This window comes from Evtepia gabavorous, from assembly GCF_003425665.1.
Taxonomy (GTDB): domain Bacteria; phylum Bacillota; class Clostridia; order Oscillospirales; family Oscillospiraceae; genus Evtepia; species Evtepia gabavorous.
Map to the genome: position 1 here is coordinate 53,662 of NZ_QQRQ01000006.1, position 25,604 is coordinate 79,265.

A 25,604-nucleotide genomic window follows, 5' to 3' on the forward strand; every position below is an offset into this window, starting at 1 on the left:
ATGAGGATAGCGCGATGAGCAGTATTTATCACGGTCAGCTGACCGTTTCCATCTTTGGTCAGTCCCACGCCCCGGCCATCGGGGTGACGGTGGACGGCCTGCCGGCGGGTGAGCCGGTGGACCTGGAGGAGCTCCAGGTCTTTCTGAACCGCCGGGCCCCTGGGACGGGGAACTGGTCCACCCCTCGGAAGGAGGGGGACCAGCCGGAGTTTCTGTCGGGGCTCAGCCAGGGGAGAACCTGCGGTGCCCCGCTGACGGCGGTCATTCGCAATACCAATACCCGCTCTGGGGACTATGCTGATCTCCGGGACATTCCCCGGCCGGGACATGCCGACTATACCGCCCAGGTGAAATACGGGGGCTTTCAGGATGTGGCGGGCGGGGGGCATTTCTCCGGTCGGCTCACCGCCCCCCTGTGTATCGCCGGCGGGATCTGCAAGCAGATGTTGGCCCGTCGGGGCATCTGGGTGGGGGCCCACATCGCCGCCATCGGAGGAATTTGGGACCGGGCCTACGATCCGGTGGCCCTCTCCCGGGAGGACCTGCTGGCCCCCGGCAGGACGCGGTTTTCCGTCCTTGCCCCGGAGGCGGGGGAGCGGATGCAGGCGGCCATTGCCGCGGCCAAGGCCGACCGGGACTCTCTGGGCGGGATCATTGAGTGCGGCGTGGTGGGTCTGCCTGCCGGTCTGGGGGACCCCATGCTGGACGGAATGGAAAACCGCATTGCCCGGCTGGCCTTCGCCATTCCCGCGGTCAAGGGCGTGGAATTTGGCGCGGGCTTTGGCGTGGCGGCCCTGCGTGGCAGCCAGAACAACGACCCATTTTACATGGACGGGGGACAGGTAAAAACCCGAACCAACCACGCGGGGGGGATTCTGGGCGGTATCACCAACGGTATGCCCCTGGTATTCCGGGTGGCGGTAAAGCCGACCCCTTCCATCGCACAGCCCCAGGACAGCGTCAGTCTGTCCCGGGGAGAAAATACCACCTTAGAGATACACGGACGCCATGATCCCTGCATTGTCCCACGGGCTGTGCCCTGTGTGGAGGCGGCGGCGGCCATCGCCGTCTGTGACGCGCTGTTGGAGCAGCAGAGAAGGAGTGAACTGTTATGAACTTAGAGGAACTGAGAACAGAAATTGATGCCATTGACGACACCCTGGTCAACGCCTTTGCCCAGCGGATGGACGTGGTGGCCCGGGTGAGCCAGGCCAAGAAGGAGCAGGGACTGCCCACCCTGGACCCTGCCCGGGAACGGGCCAAGCTGGCGGACATCGCCTCCAAGCTGCCCCCGGAGCTGGCGCAGTACGGCTATGCCCTGTGGTCCATGCTCTTTGAGATCAGCCGGGGCTATCAGAACGCCATGAATCCCCAGCCCTCCGCCCTGCGCAAGGAGATTGAGGGGGCTATGGCATCTACCCCCAACCTCTTCCCTCCTTCTGCCACGGTGGCCTGTCAAGGGGTGGAAGGCGCCTACTCCCAGCTGGCCTGTGAAAAACTCTTCAAGCACCCCCAGGTGATGTATTTCGGCAGCTTCGAGAGTGTGTTTAGTGCCATTGAGAACGGGTTCTGTGACTATGGGGTGCTTCCCTTGGAAAACAGCACCGCGGGCTCCGTCAAGCAGATTTATGATCTGATGCTCCGCCACAGCAGCTTCAAAATTGTCCGCTCCACCCGCCTGAAAATTGACCATAACCTGGTGGCCAAGAAGGGCACTAAGCTGGAGGACATCAAGGAGATCTTCTCCCATCCCCAGGCCATCAGCCAGTGCTCGGCCTATCTGGAAAAGCTGGGTAAGGATGTGAAGATCACCCCCTGTGAGAATACCGCCGCCGCGGCGGAGGCTGTGGCCCAGTCGGACCGAAAGGATGTGGCCGCCATCGCCTCCCACAGCTGTGTGGCCCTCTATGGGCTCGAGCGCCTGGCCGCGGACATCCAGGACCGGAGCAACAACTACACCCGCTTTATCTGCATCTCCAAAAAGCTGGAGATCTATCCCGGCGCGGACAAGACCTCCCTCATGGTGGTGCTGCCCCACCGGCCCGGTTCCCTGTACCAGATTCTGGCGCGGTTCTATGCCCTGGGGCTGAACCTCATCAAGCTGGAGAGCCGCCCCCTGCCTGACCGGGAGTTTGAGTTCATGTTCTACTTTGATCTGGAGACCTCGGTCTATTCCGACGAGTTTATCCGCATGGTGGACGACCTGTCCGCGGTCTGTGAGGAGTTCCAGTACCTGGGAAGTTACAGTGAGGTGATTTAATGCGATGCGGATTGTTGGGAGAGAAGCTGGGGCATAGCTATTCCCCGGAACTGCATGCCTTTTTTGGGAACTATGACTATGAGCTCTTTGAGGTCCCCCCGGACCAACTGGGCGATTTTATCCGGGCCCGGGATTTTCAGGGCTTGAACGTGACCATCCCTTATAAGACCACCATGCTGGCCATCTGCGACGATCTCACCGAGGCCGCTGCGGCCATCGGCAGTGTGAACACCGTGGTCAAGCAGCTGGACGGGTCTCTGCTGGGGGACAACACCGACGCGGCCGGGTTTGAGGGCATGGTCTGGAAGAGCCGGATGCGGATTCTGGGCCGGAAGTGCCTGGTGCTGGGCTCCGGCGGGGCCAGCCTGTCGGTTCAGTATGTCCTGCGAAAGCTGGGGGCTGGGGAGATCGTGGTGATCTCCCGCACCGGCGAGGACAACTATACCAACCTGGACCGGCATCGGGACGCCTCCATCCTGGTCAATACCACCCCTGTGGGCATGTATCCCAACACCGCTGCGTCCCCTGTGGACCTGCGGGAATTTCCCCAGTGCGAGGGGGTTCTGGACCTGATCTACAACCCCGCCCGCACCGCGCTGCTCCAGCAGGCGGAGGCATTGGGGATTCCCTGTCTGGGCGGGCTGTATATGCTGGCGGAACAGGCCCGGTGCGCCGCCCAGATTTTTACGGGAGAGGTCATCCCCGCCATCCGCACCAAGGAGGCCTACCACGCCCTGAGCCGCCGGAAGGAGAACCGAATCCTGATCGGTATGCCCGGCTGTGGGAAGAGCACCGTGGGGCAGGCGCTGGCCCAGCGCCTGGACCGGCCGTTTGTGGACTGTGACCAGGAGCTGGAAAGAATTTTGGAGATGCCGGTGGGCGAGTACATCACCCACTATGGGGAGGAGGCCTTCCGGGCCCAGGAGACCGCCCTGCTTACCCAGCTGGGGAAGGCGTCGGGACTGGTGATCGCCACAGGTGGCGGTTGCGTGACCCGGCCGGAGAACTATCCCCATCTTCACCAGAACGGCGCCATCATCTTCCTGGAGCGGGAGCTGTCCAAGCTGCCCAAAAAGGGCCGCCCCCTGTCCCTGCGGGGGAGCCTCCAGGATATGTATACCATCCGTCTGCCCATGTACCGGCGGTTCGCGGACATCACCGTGGCCAACGACGGCCCGGCGGAGACTGTGGCCCAGACCGTGGAGGAAGCCTATGAACATTTTAGTGATTAACGGCCCCAACCTGAATCTGCTGGGGGTCCGGGAGCCGGACCTCTATGGGAAACAGGACTACACCGCCCTGGTGGCCCTGGTGGAGGAGACCTGTGCCCAGGAGGGGATGGAGGTGGAGGTATTCCAGTCCAACCACGAGGGGGCCATTGTGGACCGGATTCAGGCGGCTCTGGGGACTGCCGACGGCATTGTAATCAATCCCGCCGCCTATACCCACACCAGTGTGGCGATTTTGGACGCGCTGAAGGCGGTGAACCTGCCCGCGGTGGAGGTGCACATCTCCGATGTCTCCCAGCGGGAGGACTTCCGCCAGGTTTCCTACGCTGGCATGGCCTGCGTGCAGACCTACATGGGATTGGGGCTGGAGGGCTACCGAAAGGCCATCCTTTTCCTGAAGGACTATTTGCAGCACCGCTGACACAGAAAGGAAAACGGCCAGACTGTGGTCAATTCCACGGTCTGGCCGTTTTTTGTCTTGTCATGGTTCTGCCGCGATCCGGCGGCGGATGTAGTCCTCCAGAAAATCCGTGGTGCCGGAGAGCCCCAGGCGGGAGGAGTTGATGGTGAGGTCATAGGTGTCCCCATGTCCCCACTGGGTGGGACAGTGTTCGTTGTGGTAGGCGGCGCGGCGCTTATCTCCCTTGCGGATAAACTCCAGCGCCTCGTCCTGGGTCAGGTGATGGGCCTGCTGGATGCTGGCCACCCGGTCTGCCAGGTCCCCCCGGACGAACAGAGAGATCAGCCCGGGAAACTCCCGCAGAATGTACCCCGAGCACCGACCTAAGACGACAAAGGAGTCCCCTTTGGCCGCCTTTTCCCGCAGGAAGAGAAACTGCATGCCGGCCAGTCCCGCCTCGGCGGAGTTGCTGAGGCCCCGGATACTCCGGGAAAGGTAGGGATGCCGGGGCGCCTCTTCATACTTTCGCAGCGTCTCCGGGTCCAGCTCCCGCTGGGCCGCCAGCTCGGCAATGAGATTTTTGTCGTACAGCGGCAGGGAGAACCGCTCCGCCAGAGCCTCCGCGATCTTATGACCGCCGCTGCCCACCTGTCGGCCCAGGGAAATGATCAGTTGCTTCATGGCAAACCCTCCTTTTTGTCGCTTTCTTTTCCTCCATTATGGCAAAGGCGCGAAGAAAAATCAATGTGAAAGGACGGGAAAACCCTTGGTTTTTTCTTAAAAACACGTTTTTAAGACGTACACTTGTCCATAAAAAAGGAGTGGCGTTTCTGACTGCCCAGATGGGAACGTTGACAGAGCAAGGACAAAAATGCTATATTCTGAATAGAACATATGTTCTAATTTGGCAAAATAAAGGAAAATGTTTAGAGCAAATGGAGATGATTCATGAGAAAGCAGGCAAGCAGGAGCAGTCCGCCTAAGCAGAGATTACATACCGTAAAGCAAAGAAGATATTTCTTCCGCTGGTCGGGGTATTCTTTGGCAACAACCTTGTAGGAAATGAGGCTGGCCATTGAGGCGATGAGAGAACCAAGTCCCCCTAAGTTACATCCGATCATCAGTGCTTGCCATTGGGAAGTAAACCCGGATAGTAATAGAGCGGTTGGTACATTGCTGATCACTTGACTGGTCAACATAGCCACCGGTGCCACGTGATTTGTAAGGAGGGAGGCAAGGAAAGTCTGGAAGTCACCAATGCATCCGAGGTTTCCAATGAAAATAAAAAGAGCAAAAAATGTTCCCAGAAGGGAATAGTCAAGGTCAGCCAGTACACTTTTGTCTGTGAAAAAAAGAAAAATAAAAATGCAAAGGGCGATGAGAATAGGAGGGATGGTTTGAAAAATCCCTAAAAGACATAGGGAGAAGCCGACGGAGGAACATAGAAAGCACTTTGGGTCCGGTGGCTTTGCTGGGGAGAAAGACATCGGAACGGAGGTGGACCTCCGGAAAAGGATGAGAAGCGTCAAGCAGAGCGCGGATAGTAAGACATAGGGAAGCATGAGTTGGCAGAGTTGTCCAAAATGAAGGTTAAACTTGGTATACAGGTATAGATTCTGGGGGTTTCCCATCGGGGTTAGCATACTACCTAAATTTGCAGCGACGGTTTGCATGACGACCAGAGGGACTATGAGGGATTCTTGATTTGCCATTTGCAGCACGGTGAGACCGAAAGGAACAAAAATAAGTAAGGAAACATCGTTTGTAATTACCATGCTGGAGATAAAAGGTAAAAAAACGAGAGAGAATAGCATTTTCCGGGAGGTAGTGGCTCTCTTGATTAAGTGATTCCCAAGGTAGAGAAACAATCCGGCTTTTTGAAATCCTTTGGTAACTGCCATCAGGCTAAACAAAAGAAATAGTGTGTCCCAATCAACATAGGCAATGTAAGAAAGATTGGGAGGGACAATCATGGAGAAGATGAGAGCTAATGCAATTGCGATACACAGAATCGTTTCTTTCTGAACAAACCCAATACAGCGTTTTACAAATTTTGACATAAGGACATGAACTCCAGGAAAAGGAAAGAAATGAAAAAGTGACCGATTATAAAATCGATCACTTTCTTGTGGTGGAGGAGGATGGATTCGAACCATCGAAGTCGTCGACAACAGATTTACAGTCTGCCCCCTTTGGCCACTCGGGAACTCCTCCATATGAAATTGGAGCTGGTGGACGGACTCGAACCCCCGACCTGCTGATTACAAATCAGCTGCTCTACCAACTGAGCTACACCAGCATAGGTACTCATCCGCAGCGAGGATTAGTCTAACAGATGGCAGCTGTTTTGTCAATAGTTTTTTGAAAAAAGAAGGGATTTTTTGTGGAGTGAAACCGGAGGCAGGTGGGGAAGGAGGACATGGAAGCTGAGGAGAAGGCAGAGTGGGTTTCCCTTTCGGGACAAGCAGCGGGATTTCCCCTGGGCAATCTGCCCCGTATGCGGACAGGAACAGTATCAGGAGGATCTGCCGCTGGAGGAAGGCCGGTGCCTGGCGTGCCGGCGGCGGGCGCGTAAGAGAGAGGAGGATGCTATGACATTGCGGGAGATGTCCGTGGAGTACCGGGCCCAGGCCCAGGCGCTCCGGGGACGGATGCAGGAGCTGGAGAAGGCGTGGAAACAGACGAAGGACCCGGCGGAGCGGGCCAATTTGGAGGGAAGAATCTGGACGCTGGAGGTCCTCTGGCGGGAGACCCGGGATCAGGCGGTTTTGCTGGAGCGTTACTATGAAAGGGGGTACCACCGCAATGAAAAGTATACGTTATAGGAGAGGACGGGAAAACGAACGGGACCTGGCGGTGTACACCCGCCTGATGGCCGAGGACAACGGCAGCCAGCTCCAGCAGCTGCGCCGAAATCTGGCCCAGGCGCTTCGGGAGGAGGTGACGGAGCGCCAGAAGCAGGTCCTGTTTTTATACTATAACCAGGGGCTTACCATGCGGGAGATTGGAGCGGCGCTGGGGGTGGACCGGAGTACGGTGTCCCGCACCATAAAGCGGGGAGAAGCCCGGCTCCACCGCTGCCTGCGCTATGGCGGGGCGGCGTTGCTCCGAGGGTCTCTGGGGGAGGAGGGAAGAAAAAATTTTCGGCACGCCGTTGACAAACGGGTTTTCCGGGGAAGATAATACAGACACGAAGTAAGCCAAAGGGGGAAGGCGGCATGAAAGAAAATCCGATCCGGGACCTGTTGGCCCAGGGAAACTGGGGGGAGGACCAGGCCCTGCTCCAGGGGCTGAGGCAGTGGCAGTATGCACCTGTGCTCTGGCAGGCCTATGAGACCTTGCAGGAGGAGGCTTTGTTTCACAGCCAGGTGCATGGCCCCGGCCACATTCACCGGGTTCTTCTCCTGGCGGCGCTGCTCTGCTGGAAGGAGGGTGCGCCGGAGGAGATGGTCCGGCAGGTGTTCCGGGCGGCCAGCTATCACGATGTGGGAAGGACCTTTGACGGATATGATATCTACCATGGGGCTCGGTCCGCCCTCCGTCTGGCGGCGCTGACAGGCCAGACGGGGGAGGCCCTGGTGGAGCTGCAGGCGGCGGTGACCGCCCATTCCCGTCCGGACCGGGAGATGGCGTCCATTGTGGCCTCGTTCCAGCCGCGGGACCTGCCCCACGCCATGGCGCTGACCCGTCTTCTGAAGGATGCGGACAACCTGGACCGAGTGCGTCTGGGCGACTTGGACCCAAAGTTTCTCCGGCATGACAGCGCTAAGGACTTAGTGGGTTTTGCCCAGCGCTTGTTTCAGAGGGACCAGGCGGCACGAGAACCATAAGGATGCCCAGCGGGATGGCCGGCAGTAAGCCGGCTGTCCCGTTTTTTGTCGAATCTGCCTGAAAACGCCCCTGGAATGTTGTGCAGTCGGTGCAGCGGTTTGGAAGAAAGAAACCTTTACATTTGCCGGGTCGAATGATACAATAGCCGCGTTGGCCGGCCCCCAATCGCTTTTGAAGGGCCGGGCGGCAAACGGATGGTATTCCGAATAGGAAACTGTACCGGCATATTCCCTGCGGGTCCGCTGCTCCGGCACGGGACCCATCGCGTCACCCTGACCTGTGGAAAGGCAAGGTGATCGGATGAAGATTGGATTCATTGGAGCGGGAAAAGTTGGCTTCTCCCTGGGGCAGTTTTTTGTCCAGGGTGGCCTCCCAGTGACCGGCTATTACAGCAGGCACCGAGGGTCGGCCCAGGAAGCGGCGGCATGGACTGGCACGAAGCAATACGAATCTTTGGAGTCGTTGGTTCGGGCGAGTGACGCGTTATTTTTGACCGTTCCGGATGGAGCGATTGCCTCAGTGTTTGCACAGCTGAGGGAATTTGACCTGGCAGGAAAACAGATTTGTCATTGCAGCGGCGCACTGACCGCCCGGGAAGCCTTTCCCGGGGTGGAGGAGACAGGCGCCGGTCACTATTCGATCCACCCGTTGTTCCCCCTCTGCGACAAGACCGTCGCCTGGCGGGAATTACCGGGTGCTTTTTTCTGCCTGGAGGGCCATGGCCCCCACCTGGACTGGTGGGCGGAGCGGCTGGCTTCTCTGGGGGCCAGGGTGCGGATTCTCCCCAGCCGGGGAAAAGAGGCCTACCATGCCGCCTGCACCGTGGCCAGCAACCTGATGTGTGCGCTGGTTCAGGAGAGTGTGGCACTGTTGCGGGGCTGCGGGTTCTCCCAGCGGGAGGCCCTGGACGCATTGGCCCCCCTGATGAAAGCCAATCTGGCCCATCTTCTCCAGGTGGGTCCCCAGCAGGCTTTGACAGGGCCTGTGGAGCGAGGGGACACTGCCACGGTGGCCAAACATTTGGCCTGCTTGACCGGGGAGGATGCCCGGCAGGTTTATCGGGGGGCCTCCCGCATGCTGGTGGAGTTGGCACGAAACAAGCACCCGGACATTGACGCGGAGTCTATGAACGAGATACTAAAGGAAGGATCGAACCGATGAAACAGAACAATGTTGTCACCTTAGCAGCCATGAAAGCCCGGGGGGAAAAAATCTCCCAGCTCACCTGCTACGACTATTCCACCGCCCGGCTGATGGACCAGGCGGGCATCAACATGATCCTGGTGGGGGACAGCCTGGGGATGACCATGCAGGGCTATTCCGACACCCTGCCGGTAACCCTGGAGGAGATGATCCTCTATGGCCGCAGCGTGGCCCGGGGATGCCGGAATGCCTTTGTGGTTTTGGACATGCCCTTTATGAGTTACCAGGTCTCCCCGGAGCAGGCCCTGGCCAATGCCGGCCGAATGATGAAAGAGACCGGCGTGGACGGCGTGAAGCTGGAGGGCGGCGAAGGGATCTGCCCCCAGATCCGGGCCATCACCGCCGCCGGCATTCCGGTCTGCGCCCATGTGGGGATGACCCCGCAGTCCTACCACGCTTTTGGGGGCTTTACGGTACAGGGCAAGGGGGAAGCCGGCGCGGCCCGTCTGCTGAAGGATGCCTTGACGGTGCAGGAAGCTGGGGCCTTTGCCGTGGTTCTGGAGTGTGTTCCCCCTAAGCTGGCCGCGCTGATCTCCCGGAAGCTGGACATCATCACCATCGGCATTGGGGCCGGCGGGGGCTGTGATGGCCAAGTGCTGGTCTACCAGGATATGCTGGGGATCACCGAAGGACAGACGCCAAAGTTTGTCAAGGCGTTTGCCCAGGTGGGACAGCAGATGATGGAGGCCTTTCAGGCCTATGACAGCCAGGTGAAGAGCGGTGCTTTTCCCGCCCCGGCCCAGACCTATGCCAAAAGCGACTGCGGCGATGAAGTGCTGAACCGACTGGACGAGAGCCAGTCGGCCCCGCTGCTGTCCGTCTGTTCTACGCAGTGAGGAGGAAGACCATGCTGATTGCAACAACCTGTTCTGAGGTGCGGGCCCAGGTGGCGGCCTGGAAAAAGGAGGGACTGACCGTGGGGCTGGTCCCCACCATGGGATATCTCCATGAGGGCCATGCCAGCCTGGTGGAGGAAGCGGTCCGCCAGTGCGACCGGGTGGTGGTGTCCGACTTTGTCAACCCCACCCAGTTTGGCCCCAATGAGGACCTGGAGGCCTATCCCCGGGATTTCCGCCGGGACTGCGCTATTCTGGAGGCCCACGGCTGCCATTTGGTGTTTCATCCCACTGTGGAGGAGATGTACCCGCCCGACGCGGCGACCTATGTGGAAATGCTATCTGAGATGCCCAAACAGCTGTGCGGCAAGACCCGCCCCATCCATTTCCGGGGCGTGTGCACCGTGGTGGCCAAGCTATTCAATATTGTCACCCCGGACAAGGCGTTCTTTGGCCAAAAGGACGCCCAGCAGCTGGCCATTCTCCGCCGGATGGTCCGGGACCTGTCCTATGGAATCACGCTGGTGGGCTGCCCTATTGTCCGGGAGCCCGACGGACTGGCCAAGTCCTCCCGCAATACCTATTTAAGTAAAGAGGAACGCCGGGCCGCATTGGTGCTTTCCCAGGCTGTGGCCCTGGGGGAGGACCTGGTGGCCTCCGGGGAGACCGATGCCCGCAGCATTGTGACGGCGATGACCGACCACATTGCCGCAGAGCCCCTGGCCAGAGTGGACTATGTCTCCGCTGTGGATGGGGAGACCATGGAGCCGGTGGATCAAATTCGGGAAGGGGTTCTGGTGGCGCTGGCGGTCTATATTGGAAAAACCCGTCTCATTGATAATTTTCTTGTGGAGGGCAGATGATATGACGGTGGAGATGCTGAAGGGAAAAATCCATCGGGCCACGGTGGTCCAGGCGGAGCTTCATTACGTGGGGTCTATCACCGTGGACCAGGCACTGCTGGAGGCCGCTGGGATTTTGGAGTATGAGAAGGTCCAGATTGTGGACATCGACAATGGCAGCCGCTTTGAGACTTACACCATCGCCGGGGAGCGGGGCTCGGGGATGATCTGCCTCAACGGGGCTGCTGCCCGGTGCGTCAGCGTGGGGGACAAAATCATCATCATGTCCTATGCCCACATGACGCCGGAAGAGATTGCCCGGGGATACCACCCCAATGTGGTTTTTGTGGACGAAGAGAACCAGGTGGCCCGGGTAACAGCCTATGAAAAGCACGGCCTGCTCAAAGACATGGCCTGAGCCATTCCCCCTGTGGGGACGTGAAGAAGGATGCGTCGGTATGCCGGCGAGATTGGAGCGAGAGATTCATGGAAAATCTGCAAGGAAAGTGCGTCCTGCTGTGTGTGTCCGGCGGCATTGCCGCCTATAAAATGCCCAACGTGGCCAGCGCCCTGCGGAAAGCGGGGGCGGAGGTCCATGTGGTGATGACCCAGAACGCCACTCAGTTTATTACCCCCCTGACCTTTGAGTCCCTGACCAACCACCGGTGTGTGGTGGACACCTTTGCCCGGGACTTTCAGTATGACATTGCCCACGTCTCCCTGGCCACCGCTGCGGACCTGATTTTGGTGGCGCCGGCCACCGCCGATGTCATCGCCAAGCTGGCCCATGGCATTGCCGATGACATGCTCACCACGGTGGTTCTGGCGGCCCGCTGCAAAAAACTGGTGGCCCCGGCCATGAACACGGCGATGCTGGAAAACCCCATCACCCAGGACAATCTTGCTGCCTTGGAGAAGTACGGTTTTTCCATTATCCCCCCGGACAGCGGCCTCTTGGCCTGCCAAGCGGTGGGCAGTGGGAAGATGCCGGAACCGGAGGTTTTGCTGGACCACATTGCCCGGGAACTGGCCCGGGAGAAGACCCTGGCCGGGGTTCGGGTGACAGTGACGGCCGGCCCCACCCAGGAGGCCCTGGACCCGGTGCGCTACCTTACCAACCACAGCTCCGGCCGGATGGGGTATGCCATTGCCCGGGAGGCCATGCTCCGGGGGGCGCAGGTGACCCTGGTCTCCGGACCGGTGGACCTGCCCTTGGTTCCCTTTGTGGAGACCCGTCCGGTGACCACGGCGGCGGACATGTTCCGGGCGGTGCGGGATCTGCTGCCCGCCACGGATGTCCTCATCAAGGCCGCCGCTGTGGCGGACTACCGGCCGGCCCAGGTGGCCTCGGATAAGATGAAAAAGTCGGACCAGGACTTGTCCATCCCCCTGGAGCGCACCGATGACATTCTGGGATGGGTGGCGGAGCACCGCCATCCCGGCCTCTTTGTCTGCGGCTTTTCCATGGAGACCCGGGATATGGTGGCAAACTCCCGGGCCAAGCTGGAGCGAAAGAAGCTGGATATGATTGTGGCCAACAACCTGAAAGTGGCCGGCGCGGGCTTTGGGACCAAGACCAATGTGGTCACCCTCATCACCCGGGAGGGGGAGCGGGAACTGCCCCTCATGGGAAAGGATCAGGTGGCGGCCCATCTGCTGGACGAGATTCAGCGGCGCCGGTGAATGCCCAGTGCCGAAGGACCCAGGAAGTGTATACACTTCCTGGGTCCTTATTTTTCTCGGAACAATCGCCTGCCAGCCTTTGCCCTTTCCCTTCAACTTTCGCCTGACCGTTTTTCCAGAACGCCGCCCCTTGCCGCCGAAGAAGACGGGACAAGGGAAAATGCTGGAGAAAGCCCCCATCTTTCCCCATGCACCGTCCGACAGCCTTTTTTTCCTCCGGTGGGTATAATCTGGGCACACGATGCATAGAAAAACAGGTTCGCCAAACACAGGAGGGATCATCCATGGCAACGAAAGAAAGAGCGGGGGGACGGCTGCTTCGGTTCCCACGCCGGGACACCGTCAATCTGTCCCGACGGGCCTTCATGGGCATGGCAGAGGCGGGGGTGGGATTCCTCCTGGGGGCTGTGCTGTCGGGGGCGGAGATCTTTGGGCTCTATTCCCCCTTCGGGGTGGCCGCGGTGGCGGCGGCCGGGTCGGGGATCAGCGGGTTTTGCACCCTGGCCGGGGCCTGCCTGGGGTACCTCTGTCTGGAGGGGATGACCGATGGGATGCGCTACGCGGCCTCCGCCATTTTGACATATTCCGTGGCTTTCGCCTTTTATGATGCAAAGTTTTATAAACGGGCCTGGTTCATGCCTGCCATTGCCGCAGTGCTCAGCGCCCTGACGGGGATCATCTGCCGAGGAGGCGAGGGCTGGTACGGGGAGGACCTGGTTTACTTTGTCACAGAGGTCCTGTTCACGGGGGCGGCGGCCTATGGCTACCGGATCATTTTCACCCAGTGGCCCGAGGCTCTGGACGGACCCAGAAACTTAACGCCAAGGCAGAGTATCGGTCTGATGATGTTGGCGGGCACGGTGCTCATGGCCCTGGCCCGGGTGGAAATTTTGGGGACCTTCTCCATGGGCCGCCTCCTGGCGGCGGTGGGGGTGATGCTGGCGGCCCGCAAGGGCGTGGGGGAAGGGGTTCTGGCCGGGGCCTGTGCCGGGGTGGCCCTGGACCTGGCCTCTGGAGAACAGCCCTATTACAGTATGGTTTTTGCCCTGGCGGGCCTGGCCTGCGGGCTGTGTAAGGGAACCCGAAAGATCGTGGCCGCGCTGGTCTACGTGCTGACCTGCTTTGTGGCGGTGCTGTGGAGCTGGGACGGGGGACTCCATGTGGGCCTGCCCATGGAGGCGGTGGTGGGGGCCATTGTCTTCTTGGTGCTGCCCGTCCGCCCGAAGAAGGAACAGGCCCTTCCAGCCGCCCCGGGGGCAGGGCGGGGACCGGACCTGGAGAGCAGCCGGCAGGCAATTTCCCGTAAAATGGGGGAGATGGCCTCGGCCTTCCATGCCCTGTATGATACGGTGCAGGAGACCCTCCATCCCGAGAGCGCCAATACGGAGAATCCAGCGGAAATTTTTACCAGTACGGCGGACAAGGTGTGCGCCAAATGTGTGCTGCGCACCACCTGCTGGCAGAAGGAGTACCAAGACACGCGGCGGGCATTCAACGATGCCACCGGCCCCATTCTGGAACGGGGCCGGGCATTGGCCACGGACTTTTCCGGGCAGTTTAGCGCCCGCTGTGTCCATTTCCCGGAGCTGTTGGGGGAGGTAAACCGCCAGCTGACCGCCTTTCTCCGCCGGAGGCAGGCCCTCCGGCGGACTTGGCAGACCCGGTCCGCCCTGTGCAGTCAGTATGCCCGGCTGGACAAGTTCATGCGCAGCGCGGCCACGGAGCTCTCCACAGGGCTGACCCCCGACCTGCCCCGGCAGGAAAAATTGGACGGGTTTCTGCGGAGCATGAATCTCTCCGGCGGGGTGGTATACTATGACAAGGAGGGACGTCTCCGGGTGGAGGTTCCCGCCGCAGAGGAGCTCAAAACCCGGTCGGCCCGCCGGGAGCTGGCGGAGATTTTGGGTACGCCTCTGCGGGAGGGAGAGGAGGAAAACAACCGAATTTTGTTTGCCCAGGCAGAGCCCTTTCGGGCCACCGCCGCCCTGGCCGGGGCCCCCAGACAGGGGGAGCCGGTGAGCGGAGACACCGGCATCTGGTTCCGGCGGGAGGACGGGATGCTGTTTCTCCTCCTCTGCGACGGTATGGGGTCCGGCCCGGGGGCGAAGCAGGAGAGCGCCCAGGCGGCCAAGCTGATTGAGCGATTTCTCCGGGCGGGCATGGACCCGGCGGAAGCGGTGGAGACCGTCAGTTCCGCCCTGTCCCTCCGGGGAGAGGCGGGGGGCAGCACCACCATTGACCTGCTCTCCGTGGACTTGTTCACAGGGCGGTGCTGTGTCCATAAGCAGGGAGCGGCCCCCACCTATGTCCGGCGGGGAAGGCAGATCAAATGCGCCGTGGGGAGTTCTCTGCCCGCCGGCATTGTGACAGGGGAGCAGGCAAAGCCCGATGTCCATCGTTTCCGGGGGGAGCAGGGGGATTGGATCGTCATGGTGACAGACGGAATTCTCTGCGGACGGGAGGACATTTGGATTCGGGACCTGATGACCGCCTACCAGGGGGACAGCCCCAGTGACCTGGCCCAGCGAATTTTGCAGCAGAGTGAGGAAATCTGTCAGGGAGAGGACGACGGGACGGTACTGGCAGTGCATTTGGAACGGGGAAAGGAGGGCTGAGGCAGAGAAATCCGGCAGAGCAGAATCGGGAGAGGAGGCTGCCTGTGTTGACAGACCGCAGGGGCGCGTTGCGCGCCCCTGCGGTCTGTCAATTTTCCTGGCAATTTGCCATCCGGTATGGTATGCTGTTGATGACTGGTTTCCACACCCCGGTCCAACCGGCGGAGAGATGTCTCTTCGCCGCTGCGTGGCCCGCGCACCACGTTCTAAATACGAAAATGGAGGCAATTTATTTTGACGCGCACAAATACCCACTTGTTGGCCCTCAATGGGGTCATCGCGGCGGCCTACGCCGCCCTCACTTATGTGGCTGCGGCCATGAATCTGGCCTATGGCCCGGTGCAGTTTCGAGTTTCCGAGGCTTTGACTGTGCTGCCCTTCCTATTTCCTGGCACCTGGCCGGGGCTCTTTGTGGGCTGTCTGGTGGCCAATTTAATGAGTCCTTACGGTCCTTTGGATATCCTCATCGGCTCGGCGGGCACGCTTTTGGCGGCATGGCTCACCCAGAGGACCAACCACCCGTGGCTGGCGCCGCTGCCCCCGGTGCTGAGCTGCATGGTTCTGACCGGGGGGATGCTGACCTGGTACGAGGTGGGCTTCTCCGCCCAGTTCCCCGCCCTGTTTGCAGCCAACGCCCTCTGGGTTGGCATTGGAGAGGCGGTGGTATGCTATCTGCTGGGCATGCTGCTTCTCCGGGGACTTCCCAGGGTGCCCTCCCTCCGGCGCTATATTCCGGAAGCCCGCCAAGGGCTTGCCCGGGCCCGAAAAGAGTAGGATCGTTGCACAAATGGTAGAAAAAGCAGGTCCCCGTGCGCGGCGGGGACCTGCTTTTTTAAGGAAGTGCCTGGGGCGGCGCCGGAGAAAAGACGCCCGGGGTATGGAGCAAGGCCTCCAGTTGTTCCGGAGTATCCGCCAGGGCCGCCGCACCGGCTTCCCGCATGGCCTCGACCTGGCCGTAGCCCCAGGTGACGCCGATGGTGGGGATGCCGTGGACCTTGGCCCCCAGAACGTCAAAGGCGGTGTCCCCCACCATCACCACCTGGCCGGGGTCGCCGATCTGGGCGAGAAGATAGGAGATGACGTCCTCCTTGGTCTCCCGGCCTGCGTCCAGGGAGGCCCCGCAGACGCGCTCGAAGTAACGGGCCAGCTGGAAATGCTCCAGCACCTCCTGGGCGGTGACCTGGGGCTTGGAGGTGGCCACGAAAAGACGGTATCCCGCACCTTGCAGCCGGTCCAGCAGGCCGGCAATGCCGGGGTAGGGGGTGTTTTCAAATTTTCCAATGGGGACATACCGGGCCCGGAAACGGGCAATGGCCTCGTCCAGGGACGCCGGGGGAACCCCGAAGCGGGCAAAGCTCTGCCGCAGGGGCGGGCCCACAAAGACCCGGAGCTGATCGCGGTCCGGCACCTGGATGCCAAAATGGGCCAGGGCCAGCTGGGCGCAGTTGATGATCCCGGGACCGGAGTCGGTCAGGGTTCCGTCTAAATCAAAGAAAATGGCGCGTGACATAGGGGGTCTCCTCTCGACTGGAATGACGCTGTTTGGGTATTATACGACAATGGGCGGCGGTTTGCAATGGGGGCATTTCCATTGACACAGGCGGGGAAGGTGTGCTATCCTAAAGCAAAAGAAATGCTTTCTTCGGAAACGAGGTATTCTCTACTGGCGGTCAAAGCCCGCGAGCCATGCGCTGATTCGGTGAAATTCCGAAGCCAACAGTTGGTCTGGATGGGAGAAGAAAGAGGTTCAGGCGTGTCGCCGGCGGCCTCCCATCCCCTTGTTGTCTGGAACGTGAGCTTGGGATGGCATCCGGTGGCCCAGAGACCAGGGGCGTATCCGGGTGCTTTTTTTGCTGCCCGTCCGCCCCGCCGTGGAAGAAAGGAGCAGGAACGATGGAACAACCCCAACGGAAACAGAATCCCCTGGAGACCGAACCCATTGGCCGTCTGATCCGCCGGTATTCGATCCCCACAGCCCTGACCCTGATGGTCAACTACTTGTACAACATTGTGGATCAGATCTTTGTCGGCCAGGGGGTGGGGGTCACGGGGATGGCCGCCACCAACGTGGCCTTTCCTCTGACCATTGTCACCATTGCCCTGGCGCTGATGATCGGGGACGGCTGCGCGGCGAATATGAGCCTCTGCCTGGGCCGCCGGCAGCAAGAGGAGGCGGACCGGACCGCCAGCCATACCGTGACCCTGCTGGTGGCCGCAGGGGTTTTCCTGGCGGTGGCGGGAAGCCTGTTCGCCCGGCAGATTGTCCTGCTGTTCGGGGCCACGGAGACGGCTTTTCAGGCGTCTCTGGATTATACCCGGATCATCGTCTGGGGGCTGCCCTTCCTGCTCTTTAGCTCTGCCCTCACGGCCATTATCCGGGCGGACGGCAACCCCAAATACACCATGAAGTGCATGATTTTAGGGGCGGTGATCAACACGGTGCTGGACCCTGTTTTCATTTTCGGTCTGCACATGGGGGTGGTGGGGGCCGCCATTGCCACCGTCATTGGACAGGTGGCGGCCGGCGGTCTGTGCCTGGTCTATCTGCGGCGGCTTCAGTCGGTGCGGATTCGCCGGGCCTGGCTGCGTCCCACGGCGGCCCTCACGGGCCGGATTTTCAAGCTGGGCATCCCCAGTTTTCTCACGCAGATTATGACCGCTGCCGTTCAGGTGACCATGAACAACTTGATGACCCGGTATGGGGCCCAGACGGCCTATGGCGGGGATGTGGCGCTTTCGGTTTATGGCATGGTGATGAAGGTGTACCAGATTGCCCACGCCATGTTTGTGGGGGTGTCCTCGGCCACCCAGCCCATCAACGGCTATAATTTCGGCGCCAAACGGTATGACCGGGTGCGGGCTACCTACCGTATGGCGGCTACCATCGCGCTGGTGGTGTCCGTGGGCTGGTTCGCGGTCTATCAGCTCTTCCCCCGGGCCATTGGCACATTGTTTGTCTCAGGGGACCCGGTGTACCTGGACGCCTGCCAGCACATCTTCCGGGTTTACATGCTGGCCTTTTTCCTCTATGGGATTCACATGGCCACTTCCTCCTTTTTCCAGGGGATTGGGAGACCCGTGCAGGCTCTGGCCATTCCCTTGGTCCGGCAGGCTGTGGTGCTGATTCCCCTGGCGCTGCTGTTGTCCCAGGCCTTTGGTTTCAATGGGGCGCTGCTGGCAGCCCCCATCGCCGATGTGGTCTCCTTTCTCCTCTCCCTGGCGCTGGTACTGCGGGAGTTCCGGCGTTGGAAAAAACAGGGCTGGCTCTCGTAAGCCGGCGGAGATGGAACCAAACCGCACACCGCGCCGTCCAATTAGGACAGCGCGGTGTGCGGCTTTTCTATGGAGAACCGGGGCTCCCTCAGGGGCGGTCCTGCTTTCGGAACACGTGAATCCGAAAAGAGATGGTGGTGTCCAGCTGGGGCAGCCCAGCCAGGCGGAGGGCGCCCTGCCGGGGCGTTTTCCAGAAATACGGGGTCATTTGAAACAGGTCCAGGATGGCCTGGGTATCCGGCAGATGGATGGTGCCGTCCACCGCCTGAATTTCCTGGTAAGAGAGGCCGGGGTATGGGGTTTCTTTTTCCTCGTTGGGATAAGGCGTGTCATAGAGCACCTGCTTGAGCTCCCACAGGTGGCGGGCGCCGGGAACCACATAGCAGTAGAGCCCGCCGGGCCGCAGCACCCGGAGAAACTCCTCCAGGGCCAGGGGGGAGAAGCAGTTGACCAGCAGGTCGATCTGCTGGTCGGCCACCGGCAGGTCATAGACGGAGGCCACGGCAAACTCAATGCTGCCCTGGCGCTTAGCCGCCCGGCGCAGGGCGTGCTTGGAGAGGTCCACCCCAGCCATCCTGGGGTGTTTTCCCGCCTGGAGCAGGGCCTGGAAAAGGGCGGCGCTGTAATATCCCTCTCCGCAGCCGGCGTCCAGGATCTGAGCCCGGTCCGGTGCGTAGGCCAGCGCCAGACGGGTCAGGGCATCCCGGAGCGGGTCGTAATAGCCCCCCGACAGGAAACGGTTCCGGGCAGCGGCCATGGCCTTGTCGTCTCCCGGGTCTTTGGAGTGGAGCTTGTTGGCGGGGAGGAGATGCACATACCCAGCGGCGGCCCGGTCAAAGCTGTGGCCCCGGGGGCAGAGATAGCGGGTGTCCTGCCGGTCCAGGGGCTGGGCGCAGAGGGGGCAGCGCAAGAGACTTTCCATGGGATCGCTTCCTTTTCAATGGATGAGATGGGTCAGAGGGACACGATGGTCTTGACCAGTTCAGGGGGCTTGTCCCTCATGAGGGCAAAGGCGGTCTCCACCTGGGGCAGTCCCTGGAACCGGTGGGTGATCAGCGGGACCGGGTCCACCCGGCCGTATTGGAGCAGGGCCAGGAGCTTTTCCATCCGGGCCCGCCCCCCGGGGCACTCACCGCCCCGAATGGTTTTGTTCCCCATGCCGAAGCCATACCGCACATTGGGAATGGGCAAGTCCCCCTGGGTGGTAAAATAGTTCACATTGCCCACGGTGCCGCCCCAGCGGACCATGGTGACAGCCTGCCCCAGGGCGTCGGGACCGCCGCCGGCACAGATGCAGCAGTCGGCGCCCTGCTTGTGGGTGAGCAGGTGGATTTGCCGGGTGACGTCCCCCTCTTTGTAGTTGACCAGGTCGGTGGCCCCGTAGAACTGGGCCAATGCCAGCCCGGCTGGCCGGCTGCCGATGGCCAGGATGCGTCCGGCCCCCCGGAGCTTTGCCCCGGCAATGGCCATAAGCCCCACAGGCCCCACGCCCATGACCACCACCGTGTCCCCGGGCTGGACGTCGGCCAGCTGGGCGCCGTAGAGGCCGGTGTTCAGCATGTCCGCCGCCATGACAGCCCCCTCCCAGGAGACCCCGGGGGGAATCCGTGCGGCATTGGCGTCCAGGTCACGGATGCGGACGTACTCGGCCAGAAGACCGTCCTCTCCGTTGGACAGCTTCTGCCCGGTGATTAGCCCCGCGCAGTGCTGGTGGGCGCCCAGCTGGGAGGGGACGGTCCGCCAGTCGGGGGTCACAGGGGGCACCACCACGATCTCTCCCACCTGGAAGTCACGCACCTGGTCCCCTACGGCCACGATCTCTCCCAGACCCTCGTGGCCCAGGATGCGGTGGGGGGCCAGACAGCCGATCTCCACATTGTGGACATCAGAGGTGCAGGGGGAGACCAGCAGGGGGCGGATGATCCCGTCAAAGCCTGTGGCCTGGGGCGGCGCCTTCTCCACCCATCCTGCCTGACCCTGGGACAGGTAAGCAAATGCTCTCATAGGACAACCTCCTTTGGGGCGCGATCCCGGCGTTGGGATGGCCGATTTTTTACCAGTGTAGCACAGTGGGGGCCTGGGGCGCAAGGGCGGAGACGGGCTTTGACTTGTGTTTTCCCCAAATTATGATATAATGAGGACCTATTGCAGGGGAGAAGGCGATTCTTGTCCGGGGACGGAGGGGCCGCCTTCTGCCGTGCACTGTGTCAAGAGGACAGACCGGCGCTGTTTGCCGGAGAAAGGAGGGACGCATGCAGGAACTCATAGCCCGTTTGGGCGTGATTTTCTCCCAGCTTGGCGACCAGGTCCGGGCCGCGGTGGAAAACGCGGACACCGGCGCGGCGCTGGGCGCCGCCATTGATGTGATTCTGCCTGTGGCCTGCGGGATTCTGCGGGTGGTGGCGGTCATTGTCGCCATTGTGATCATTGTCCGCTGCCTAATGTCCCTGTTCCGGGAGAAACCCGGAAAGGAAATCTGGGGGTGGCTCACCCTGGGAGATGGGACCCGTCTGGACCTGTGCCATTGGGAGAACGCCATTGGACGGGGGCGATGGGCGGATGTCAGTCTGGATTTTCCCACCGTCTCCCGCAGCCATGCGGCCCTGCTGCGGGACGACAAGGGGAGCTGGAAACTCCAGCCCCTGCAGACCAAGAACGGAACCCGGCTCAACGGAAAGAAAGTCACCCACACCGTGCCGGTGAAGACAGGGGACGTCATTGACTTGGGCGGCATCGGCCTGTCGTTCTACGCCATCAGCGAGAAGGAGGAGCGGGAGCAGGCGATGCGCTGGGGGGTGGCGGAGCGGCCCCTGAGCCCCGGCAGAACCCTGGGATACCTGACCGTTTTCCAAATCATGATGGCAGTGCAGTGCCTGCCCGACCGGGAGAGCCCGGAGATCGCCATGATCGGGGTGGCCTTTGGCATTCTCATGGCGGCCATGTGGGGGACCTATCTGCTCTACCGCACGCTGAAGCGAACGGCCTTTGAGGCGGAGACCATCGCCTTTTTTCTGTGTACCATTTCCTTTGCCGTGACGGCGGCCTATTCCCCGGAGGCCCTGCTGACCCAGACCATCTGTGTGATCGCGGGCATCGCGGTGTTTCTGGTGCTGAGCCTGCTGCTGCGGGACCTGAAGTCCACGGTGTCCCTGCGCTGGCCGGTGGCCGTGTTTACCTGCCTGCTGCTGATTTTCAATGTGGTGCTGGGCTCCCGGATTTTCGGGGCCAAGAACTGGATCTCCCTTGGCCCCATTGGATTCCAGCCCTCGGAGTTTGTGAAGATTGCCTTTATTTTTACCGGCGCTGCCACGCTGGACCGGCTGTTTGCCCGGCGAAACCTGATTTTTACCGTCCTCTTCTGCGGCTTCTGCATGGGATGCCTGGCCTTGATGAGTGACTTTGGCACGGCGCTGATCTTCTTTGTGGCCCTGCTGGTCATCGCCTTTCTCCGGTCTGGAGACCTGGGCTTCCTGGCCCTGATGGCCACGGCGGCGGGGGCAGGCGGCTGGATGATTCTCCAGTTTAAGCCCTACATTGCCAACCGTTTTGGGGCCTGGCGGCACGTCTGGGAGCACGCCGCGGACTCCGGCGGCTTCCAACAGACCCGCACCATGTCGGCCATTGCCAGCGGCGGCCTCTTTGGCAAGGGAACCGGGGAGGATGCCTTCCTGAAGAACATCGGCGCGGCCAACACGGACCTGGTCTTTGGGGTCATCAGTGAACAGTTTGGCCTGATTCTGGCCCTGTGCACGGTGTTTATTTTGCTGGTACTGGTGCTCTATGCCACCCGTTGTGCCGCCACGGCCCGGTCCAGCTATTATGTCATCGCGGCCAATTCCGCCGCCGCCATGCTGGTGTTCCAGGCGACCCTGAATGTGCTGGGTGCGGTGGATATCCTGCCCCTGACCGGTGTGACCCTGCCCTTTGTCTCTGTGGGCGGCTCCAGCATGATCTCCTGCTGGGGGCTTCTGGCCTTTTTGAAGGCGGCGGACACCCGGCCCAATGCCAGCTTTACCCTGAAGCTGCCCAAACGCATCCGGGGTTGGATTCCCCCGGACGCGGACCGGATGTACGATGACCGGTACAACGGCTGGTATGACGACTACGATGAGGATGCCTATGAGGACTATGGGTATGACGACGGATACGAGGACTATGACGAGTATGAGGACTACGACGACTACGACCAATTTGCGGAGGACTGGACCCAGGACCGGGGCGGCTGGGAGGACCTGATCGACGGCCCCCTGTGGCCGGAAGGGGAGGACCCCTTGGCCGATCCCCCGCCGGCCTGCGGACGGTCGGATGAAAGGAGGCGGCGCAGATGAAACGACTCAGACGGCGGACAATCATCGCTCTGGTGCTGGCCGGGGCGCTGGCCGCCGGGGTGCTGTTCTTTTGCTTCCAGCTGATCGGGAAGGGCAATGACTGGGTGGGCTTCTTCGGCACCCGGTACTATGATTCCGGCGCCATCTATGATAGAAACGGTGTCCTCCTCTACGACGGGCAGACCAAAAGCTATGCGGAAAACCAGGCTACCCGGGTGTCCACCCTTCACCTGGTGGGGGACCAGAATTTCGGCACCTCCCTGCGCTCAGTGCTGGCCAGCCGGCTGACAGGCTATAATCTGGTCACCGGCACCTCCCTGGGCAGCCATGACGTGACCCTCACCATTGATGCGGCCCTCAACGAGACGGCCTACGCCGCCCTCAACGGACGCAAGGGGGTGGTGGCGGTGTATGACTATACCACGGGAGACCTGCTGTGTGAGGTGAGCTCCCCCTCCTACGACCCCAACAATCCCCCTTCGGACATCAACGAGAACCCCGCCTATGAGGGGGTGTATTTGAATCGGTTCTTTTCCAGCACCTATCCCCCCGGCTCGGTCTTTAAGCTGGTGACCACGGCGGCGGCCATTGAGCAGAAGAAGGACCTGGACCAGTTCCGCTATACCTGCACTGGCAGTCTGGAAGTGGACGGAGATGTCATCACCTGTCCCTATGCCCACGGCGAGAATATGGACATCAAGCAGTGTCTGGCCACCTCCTGCAATGGGGCCTATGCCACCTTGGCCATGGAGCTGGGGGGCAAGACCCTGGGAGAGTACATGGAGCAGGCGGGCCTGCTGGATTCCCTGGCAGTCTGCGACATCCATACCGCCAAAGGAAGCTTTGTGGCCCAGGAGGATGGAAGCGCCTTTTTGGGCTGGTCGGGTGTGGGGCAGGACAAAGACCTGGTCAACCCCTGCAATATGCTGGCCTTTATGGGGGGCATTGCCAATGACGGCGTGGCGGTGGTGCCCAAACTGGTGGAGCGGGAGACCATCACCGGAACGTCCATTCCGGCGGCCTTTCCCGACGGCAAGGACACCTATTCCATCTATGGAGAGGAGACCTGCCGGCAGCTGAAAGAGATGATGCGCAACAATGTGGCCAGCCAGTATGGGCAGGCCCAGTTCGGGGACCTGGCGGTCTGCGCCAAGTCCGGCACGGCGGAAGTGGGCGGGGGACAGGAGCCCCACGCCTGGTTTGCCGGCTTTATCGACGACCCGGAGCATCCCTTGGCCTTCCTGGTTCTGGTGGAAAACGGCGGCGGCGGCGCCCGGGTGGCGGGTTCCATCGCGGCCCAGGTTTTGGCCCAGGCAACTGCGGAGTAAGAGAAAACGCCTCCCTTCAAAGGGAGGCGTTTTTCTTGGGTTGCGCTTTTTCCAGTGCCCGCAGAACCCGGTCCAAGGTGTGCTCGATGTCCTGCCCGCCGCAATCCACCGTAATATGGGCGTATGTCTCGTACAGGGGAATGCGCTGTTCGTAGAGCATTCGGAGGGTCTGGCCCGGGCGGAGAACCACCCCGCGGTTTTTGAGGTTGCCCAGCCGGCGGGCCAGTGCCTTGTAGCCCAGCTTCAGGTAGACGACGGTACCGATTTCCCGGAGATGGGCCATGGCCTCCGGCTCATAAACCACGCTGCCGCCGGTGGCGATCACGGCGTTTTCCGCCTGGAGGCCGGCGCAGACGGTGCCCTCCAGGGCCAGAAAGCCGTCGATGCCGTGCTGGGCGATCAGCTCCCGGAGCAGGGCCTTTTTTTGATCCTGAATGACAAGATCTGTGTCAAGAAAGGTCATGCCCAGGGTTTTGGCCAGCAGCACCCCCAGGGTGCTCTTGCCCACACCGGGCATGCCGATGAGAATGACGTTGTGCATGGCGCTCTCTCCCTTTCTGTTTTTGGAGATAGCCTGAGTATACCACCGGAGGAATTAAAAGGGAAGAGGAAAAACCCCAGTGGCAAAAAGCCAGATCACCGAGGCGACCCCGCCGCCCGCCAGGGCGGAGACCGCGGGAATCCAGATCCGCCGCCGTTTCCCCTGGGGGGAGGTGCGAAGAAGATAGGCGTCGGCCACTTCCTGGGCCCGTTTCAGCACTTGCTCCTCCGGCGCGTCCTCTGCGCCGGCCTCTTCCCGGAGCAGAAAGATGGCCTGTTCAAACCATTTTGGGTCCGGGGACTTGACCACCACGACCCGTCGGGAGACTCCTTTTACCATGGATACCACTCCTTTCCGTTTCCCTCAGTATGGACGGGGCGGGGCCATTTTATACCAGGGGGGAAGGGAGGATTACCGGCAGAGCGCGGGGTGGTAGAGCTGGGGCTGCCGGTGGTGGAGGTAGTTGAGAAAATCGTCGGGGGCGGTGGTGTCCTCCATATCTATGAGGGCATAGAGGGTGGTCTCCTCCTGGGTGCCGGCCTCCGCCAGAATGCGCCCGGTGGGGTGGAAGGCTCCGCTCTGGCCGCAGTAGTGGAACCGCTTTTCATCTCCGACATAGTTGCAGTAGAGGGTATACGCGCGGTTCTCCATGGCCCGGGTCCGCATGTACAGGAAGTGGTAGTCCTCATAGGGGCTCATGTTGGCCGCACACATGCAGATCAGCTTGGCGCCATCCAGAGCCAGCGACCGGGCAGTCTCGGGGAACTCCCCGTCATAGCAGACCAGAATCCCCATGCGGCCGAAGGAGGTGTCAAAGGCCCTGAGGCTGGTGCCTGGCGCGAACATCTTCTCCTCCCCGCCAAAGAAGTGGGTTTTGGCCTGGAACCCGGCGGGGGTACCGTCCCGGTCGATCATGACCACGGCGTTGTAGGGCTTGCCGCCGGGGTTTGCCAAGGGCATGCCCATGACCACCCCCAGGGAAAGGGCTTTGGCTTTCTGGCCCAGGACGGTGAGGGCGGGGCCGTTGGGGTAGGGCTCTGCCAGCTGTGCCAGCTGGTCCCGGATGAGATAGCCGGTGAGGAACATCTCGGGGAAGAGAATCAGGGACGCGCCCCGGGCGGCGGCGGCCTCCATGGCGCGCAGGGCCCGGTCCAGGTTGCCCTGCTTGTCATAGGGCAGGGAGGTGGTCTGGACGATGCAGGCGGTAAAGGGGGACATAAAAGCATCTCCTTTCA

25 protein-coding genes, 2 tRNA genes and 1 riboswitch are annotated in these 25,604 nt (G+C 61.2%); of the genes, 17 read left to right on the plus strand and 10 right to left on the minus strand.

The window, feature by feature from the left end:
- The first annotated feature begins 14 nt into the window (after nt 1-14).
- The 4 genes from aroC to aroQ are packed head-to-tail and all read left to right on the plus strand — an operon-like array spanning nt 15 to nt 3,910.
- Nucleotides 15-1,115, plus strand: a complete 1,101-nt coding sequence (gene aroC / locus DV520_RS05215) for a chorismate synthase (RefSeq protein ID WP_117142019.1) — start codon at nt 15-17, stop codon at nt 1,113-1,115.
- Nucleotides 1,112-2,260 (plus strand): prephenate dehydratase, encoded by a 1,149-nt coding sequence (gene pheA / locus DV520_RS05220; RefSeq protein WP_117142020.1) that lies wholly within the window; start codon nt 1,112-1,114, stop codon nt 2,258-2,260. The genes aroC and pheA overlap by 4 nt, the downstream gene beginning before the upstream one ends.
- Nucleotides 2,260-3,492 carry a shikimate kinase gene (locus tag DV520_RS05225; RefSeq protein WP_021919025.1) on the plus strand — a complete coding sequence of 411 codons (1,233 nt, stop codon included), beginning with the start codon at nt 2,260-2,262 and terminating at the stop codon, nt 3,490-3,492. The genes pheA and DV520_RS05225 overlap by 1 nt, the downstream gene beginning before the upstream one ends.
- Nucleotides 3,473-3,910 (plus strand): type II 3-dehydroquinate dehydratase, encoded by a 438-nt coding sequence (gene aroQ / locus DV520_RS05230; RefSeq protein ID WP_117142021.1) that lies wholly within the window; start codon nt 3,473-3,475, stop codon nt 3,908-3,910. The genes DV520_RS05225 and aroQ overlap by 20 nt, the downstream gene beginning before the upstream one ends.
- A gap of 60 nt (nt 3,911-3,970) precedes the next feature.
- On the opposite strand, the gene DV520_RS05235 is transcribed toward aroQ, so the two are convergent.
- The 4 genes from DV520_RS05235 to DV520_RS05250 all read right to left on the minus strand — a co-directional run bounded on the left by DV520_RS05235 (nt 3,971) and on the right by DV520_RS05250 (nt 6,188).
- Nucleotides 3,971-4,570 carry a cytidylate kinase-like family protein gene (locus DV520_RS05235; protein ID WP_117142022.1) on the minus strand — a complete coding sequence of 200 codons (600 nt, stop codon included), beginning with the start codon at nt 4,568-4,570 and terminating at the stop codon, nt 3,971-3,973.
- A gap of 245 nt (nt 4,571-4,815) precedes the next feature.
- Nucleotides 4,816-5,949, minus strand: coding sequence for an SLC13 family permease (locus DV520_RS05240; RefSeq protein WP_117142023.1), 1,134 nt, complete (start codon nt 5,947-5,949; stop codon nt 4,816-4,818).
- 69 nt (nt 5,950-6,018) lie between these two features.
- Nucleotides 6,019-6,103, minus strand: a tRNA-Tyr gene (locus tag DV520_RS05245).
- Nucleotides 6,104-6,112: 9 nt separating this feature from the next.
- Nucleotides 6,113-6,188 (minus strand) — tRNA-Thr (locus tag DV520_RS05250).
- A 292-nt stretch (nt 6,189-6,480) separates the two neighbouring features.
- On the opposite strand from DV520_RS05250, the gene DV520_RS05255 reads away from it, so the two are divergent.
- The 10 genes from DV520_RS05255 (at nt 6,481) to DV520_RS05300 (ending at nt 15,673) form a co-directional block, all read left to right on the plus strand.
- Nucleotides 6,481-6,714 carry a hypothetical protein gene (locus DV520_RS05255; RefSeq protein WP_117142024.1) on the plus strand — a complete coding sequence of 78 codons (234 nt, stop codon included), beginning with the start codon at nt 6,481-6,483 and terminating at the stop codon, nt 6,712-6,714.
- Nucleotides 6,695-7,072 (plus strand): sigma-70 family RNA polymerase sigma factor, encoded by a 378-nt coding sequence (locus DV520_RS05260; RefSeq protein WP_117142025.1) that lies wholly within the window; start codon nt 6,695-6,697, stop codon nt 7,070-7,072. Before DV520_RS05255 ends, DV520_RS05260 begins: the two co-directional genes overlap by 20 nt.
- A gap of 35 nt (nt 7,073-7,107) precedes the next feature.
- On the plus strand, nt 7,108-7,719 hold the full coding sequence (locus DV520_RS05265) for an HD domain-containing protein (RefSeq protein WP_021919030.1): 612 nt from the start codon (nt 7,108-7,110) through the stop codon (nt 7,717-7,719).
- A gap of 301 nt (nt 7,720-8,020) precedes the next feature.
- A complete protein-coding gene (locus DV520_RS05270; RefSeq protein WP_117142026.1) occupies nt 8,021-8,881 on the plus strand; it encodes a Rossmann-like and DUF2520 domain-containing protein in 861 nt (286 codons plus the stop codon).
- The gene (gene panB / locus DV520_RS05275) at nt 8,878-9,759 is read left to right on the plus strand and encodes a 3-methyl-2-oxobutanoate hydroxymethyltransferase (protein WP_117142027.1); all 882 of its coding nucleotides are present in this window, start codon (nt 8,878-8,880) and stop codon (nt 9,757-9,759) included. Before DV520_RS05270 ends, panB begins: the two co-directional genes overlap by 4 nt.
- A gap of 11 nt (nt 9,760-9,770) precedes the next feature.
- Nucleotides 9,771-10,622 carry a pantoate--beta-alanine ligase gene (gene panC, locus DV520_RS05280; protein ID WP_117142028.1) on the plus strand — a complete coding sequence of 284 codons (852 nt, stop codon included), beginning with the start codon at nt 9,771-9,773 and terminating at the stop codon, nt 10,620-10,622.
- Between the two features lies 1 nt (nt 10,623).
- Nucleotides 10,624-11,019, plus strand: a complete 396-nt coding sequence (panD, locus tag DV520_RS05285; protein WP_021919034.1) for an aspartate 1-decarboxylase — start codon at nt 10,624-10,626, stop codon at nt 11,017-11,019.
- Nucleotides 11,020-11,087: 68 nt separating this feature from the next.
- Nucleotides 11,088-12,284 (plus strand): bifunctional phosphopantothenoylcysteine decarboxylase/phosphopantothenate--cysteine ligase CoaBC, encoded by a 1,197-nt coding sequence (gene coaBC, locus DV520_RS05290; RefSeq protein WP_117142029.1) that lies wholly within the window; start codon nt 11,088-11,090, stop codon nt 12,282-12,284.
- A gap of 284 nt (nt 12,285-12,568) precedes the next feature.
- Nucleotides 12,569-14,899 (plus strand): SpoIIE family protein phosphatase, encoded by a 2,331-nt coding sequence (locus DV520_RS05295; RefSeq protein WP_117142030.1) that lies wholly within the window; start codon nt 12,569-12,571, stop codon nt 14,897-14,899.
- Nucleotides 14,900-15,133: 234 nt separating this feature from the next.
- Nucleotides 15,134-15,673 (plus strand): QueT transporter family protein, encoded by a 540-nt coding sequence (locus tag DV520_RS05300; RefSeq protein WP_117142031.1) that lies wholly within the window; start codon nt 15,134-15,136, stop codon nt 15,671-15,673.
- Nucleotides 15,674-15,731: 58 nt separating this feature from the next.
- Here the strand turns inward: DV520_RS05300 and DV520_RS05305 are convergent, their stop codons facing one another.
- On the minus strand, nt 15,732-16,409 hold the full coding sequence (locus DV520_RS05305; RefSeq protein ID WP_117142032.1) for an HAD-IA family hydrolase: 678 nt from the start codon (nt 16,407-16,409) through the stop codon (nt 15,732-15,734).
- Nucleotides 16,410-16,533: 124 nt separating this feature from the next.
- Nucleotides 16,534-16,644: riboswitch (FMN riboswitch) on the plus strand.
- Between the two features lie 148 nt (nt 16,645-16,792).
- Between DV520_RS05305 and DV520_RS05310 the strand changes: the two genes are divergently transcribed.
- Nucleotides 16,793-18,172 carry an MATE family efflux transporter gene (locus DV520_RS05310; RefSeq protein WP_117142033.1) on the plus strand — a complete coding sequence of 460 codons (1,380 nt, stop codon included), beginning with the start codon at nt 16,793-16,795 and terminating at the stop codon, nt 18,170-18,172.
- Between the two features lie 88 nt (nt 18,173-18,260).
- Here DV520_RS05310 and DV520_RS05315 read toward each other — a convergent pair whose 3' ends face one another.
- Nucleotides 18,261-19,094, minus strand: a complete 834-nt coding sequence (locus DV520_RS05315) for a putative RNA methyltransferase (RefSeq protein ID WP_021919040.1) — start codon at nt 19,092-19,094, stop codon at nt 18,261-18,263.
- 32 nt (nt 19,095-19,126) lie between these two features.
- Entirely contained in the window at nt 19,127-20,176 is a 1,050-nt protein-coding gene (locus tag DV520_RS05320; RefSeq protein WP_021919041.1) for a zinc-binding dehydrogenase, read from the minus strand.
- Nucleotides 20,177-20,424: 248 nt separating this feature from the next.
- Between DV520_RS05320 and DV520_RS05325 the strand changes: the two genes are divergently transcribed.
- Both DV520_RS05325 and DV520_RS05330 read left to right on the plus strand, forming a co-directional pair.
- A complete protein-coding gene (locus DV520_RS05325; protein ID WP_117142034.1) occupies nt 20,425-22,500 on the plus strand; it encodes an FtsW/RodA/SpoVE family cell cycle protein in 2,076 nt (691 codons plus the stop codon).
- Nucleotides 22,497-23,828 (plus strand): penicillin-binding transpeptidase domain-containing protein, encoded by a 1,332-nt coding sequence (locus DV520_RS05330; RefSeq protein WP_117142035.1) that lies wholly within the window; start codon nt 22,497-22,499, stop codon nt 23,826-23,828. Before DV520_RS05325 ends, DV520_RS05330 begins: the two co-directional genes overlap by 4 nt.
- Before the next feature lie 16 nt (nt 23,829-23,844).
- Here DV520_RS05330 and DV520_RS05335 read toward each other — a convergent pair whose 3' ends face one another.
- The 3 genes from DV520_RS05335 to DV520_RS05345 form a co-directional block, all read right to left on the minus strand.
- A complete protein-coding gene (locus DV520_RS05335; protein ID WP_117142036.1) occupies nt 23,845-24,369 on the minus strand; it encodes a shikimate kinase in 525 nt (174 codons plus the stop codon).
- 54 nt (nt 24,370-24,423) lie between these two features.
- Nucleotides 24,424-24,708: a hypothetical protein gene (locus DV520_RS05340; protein ID WP_021919045.1), complete on the minus strand. Its 285-nt coding sequence runs from the start codon at nt 24,706-24,708 to the stop codon at nt 24,424-24,426.
- A gap of 72 nt (nt 24,709-24,780) precedes the next feature.
- Nucleotides 24,781-25,587: a carbon-nitrogen hydrolase family protein gene (locus DV520_RS05345; RefSeq protein ID WP_021919046.1), complete on the minus strand. Its 807-nt coding sequence runs from the start codon at nt 25,585-25,587 to the stop codon at nt 24,781-24,783.
- Nucleotides 25,588-25,604 lie beyond the last annotated feature (17 nt).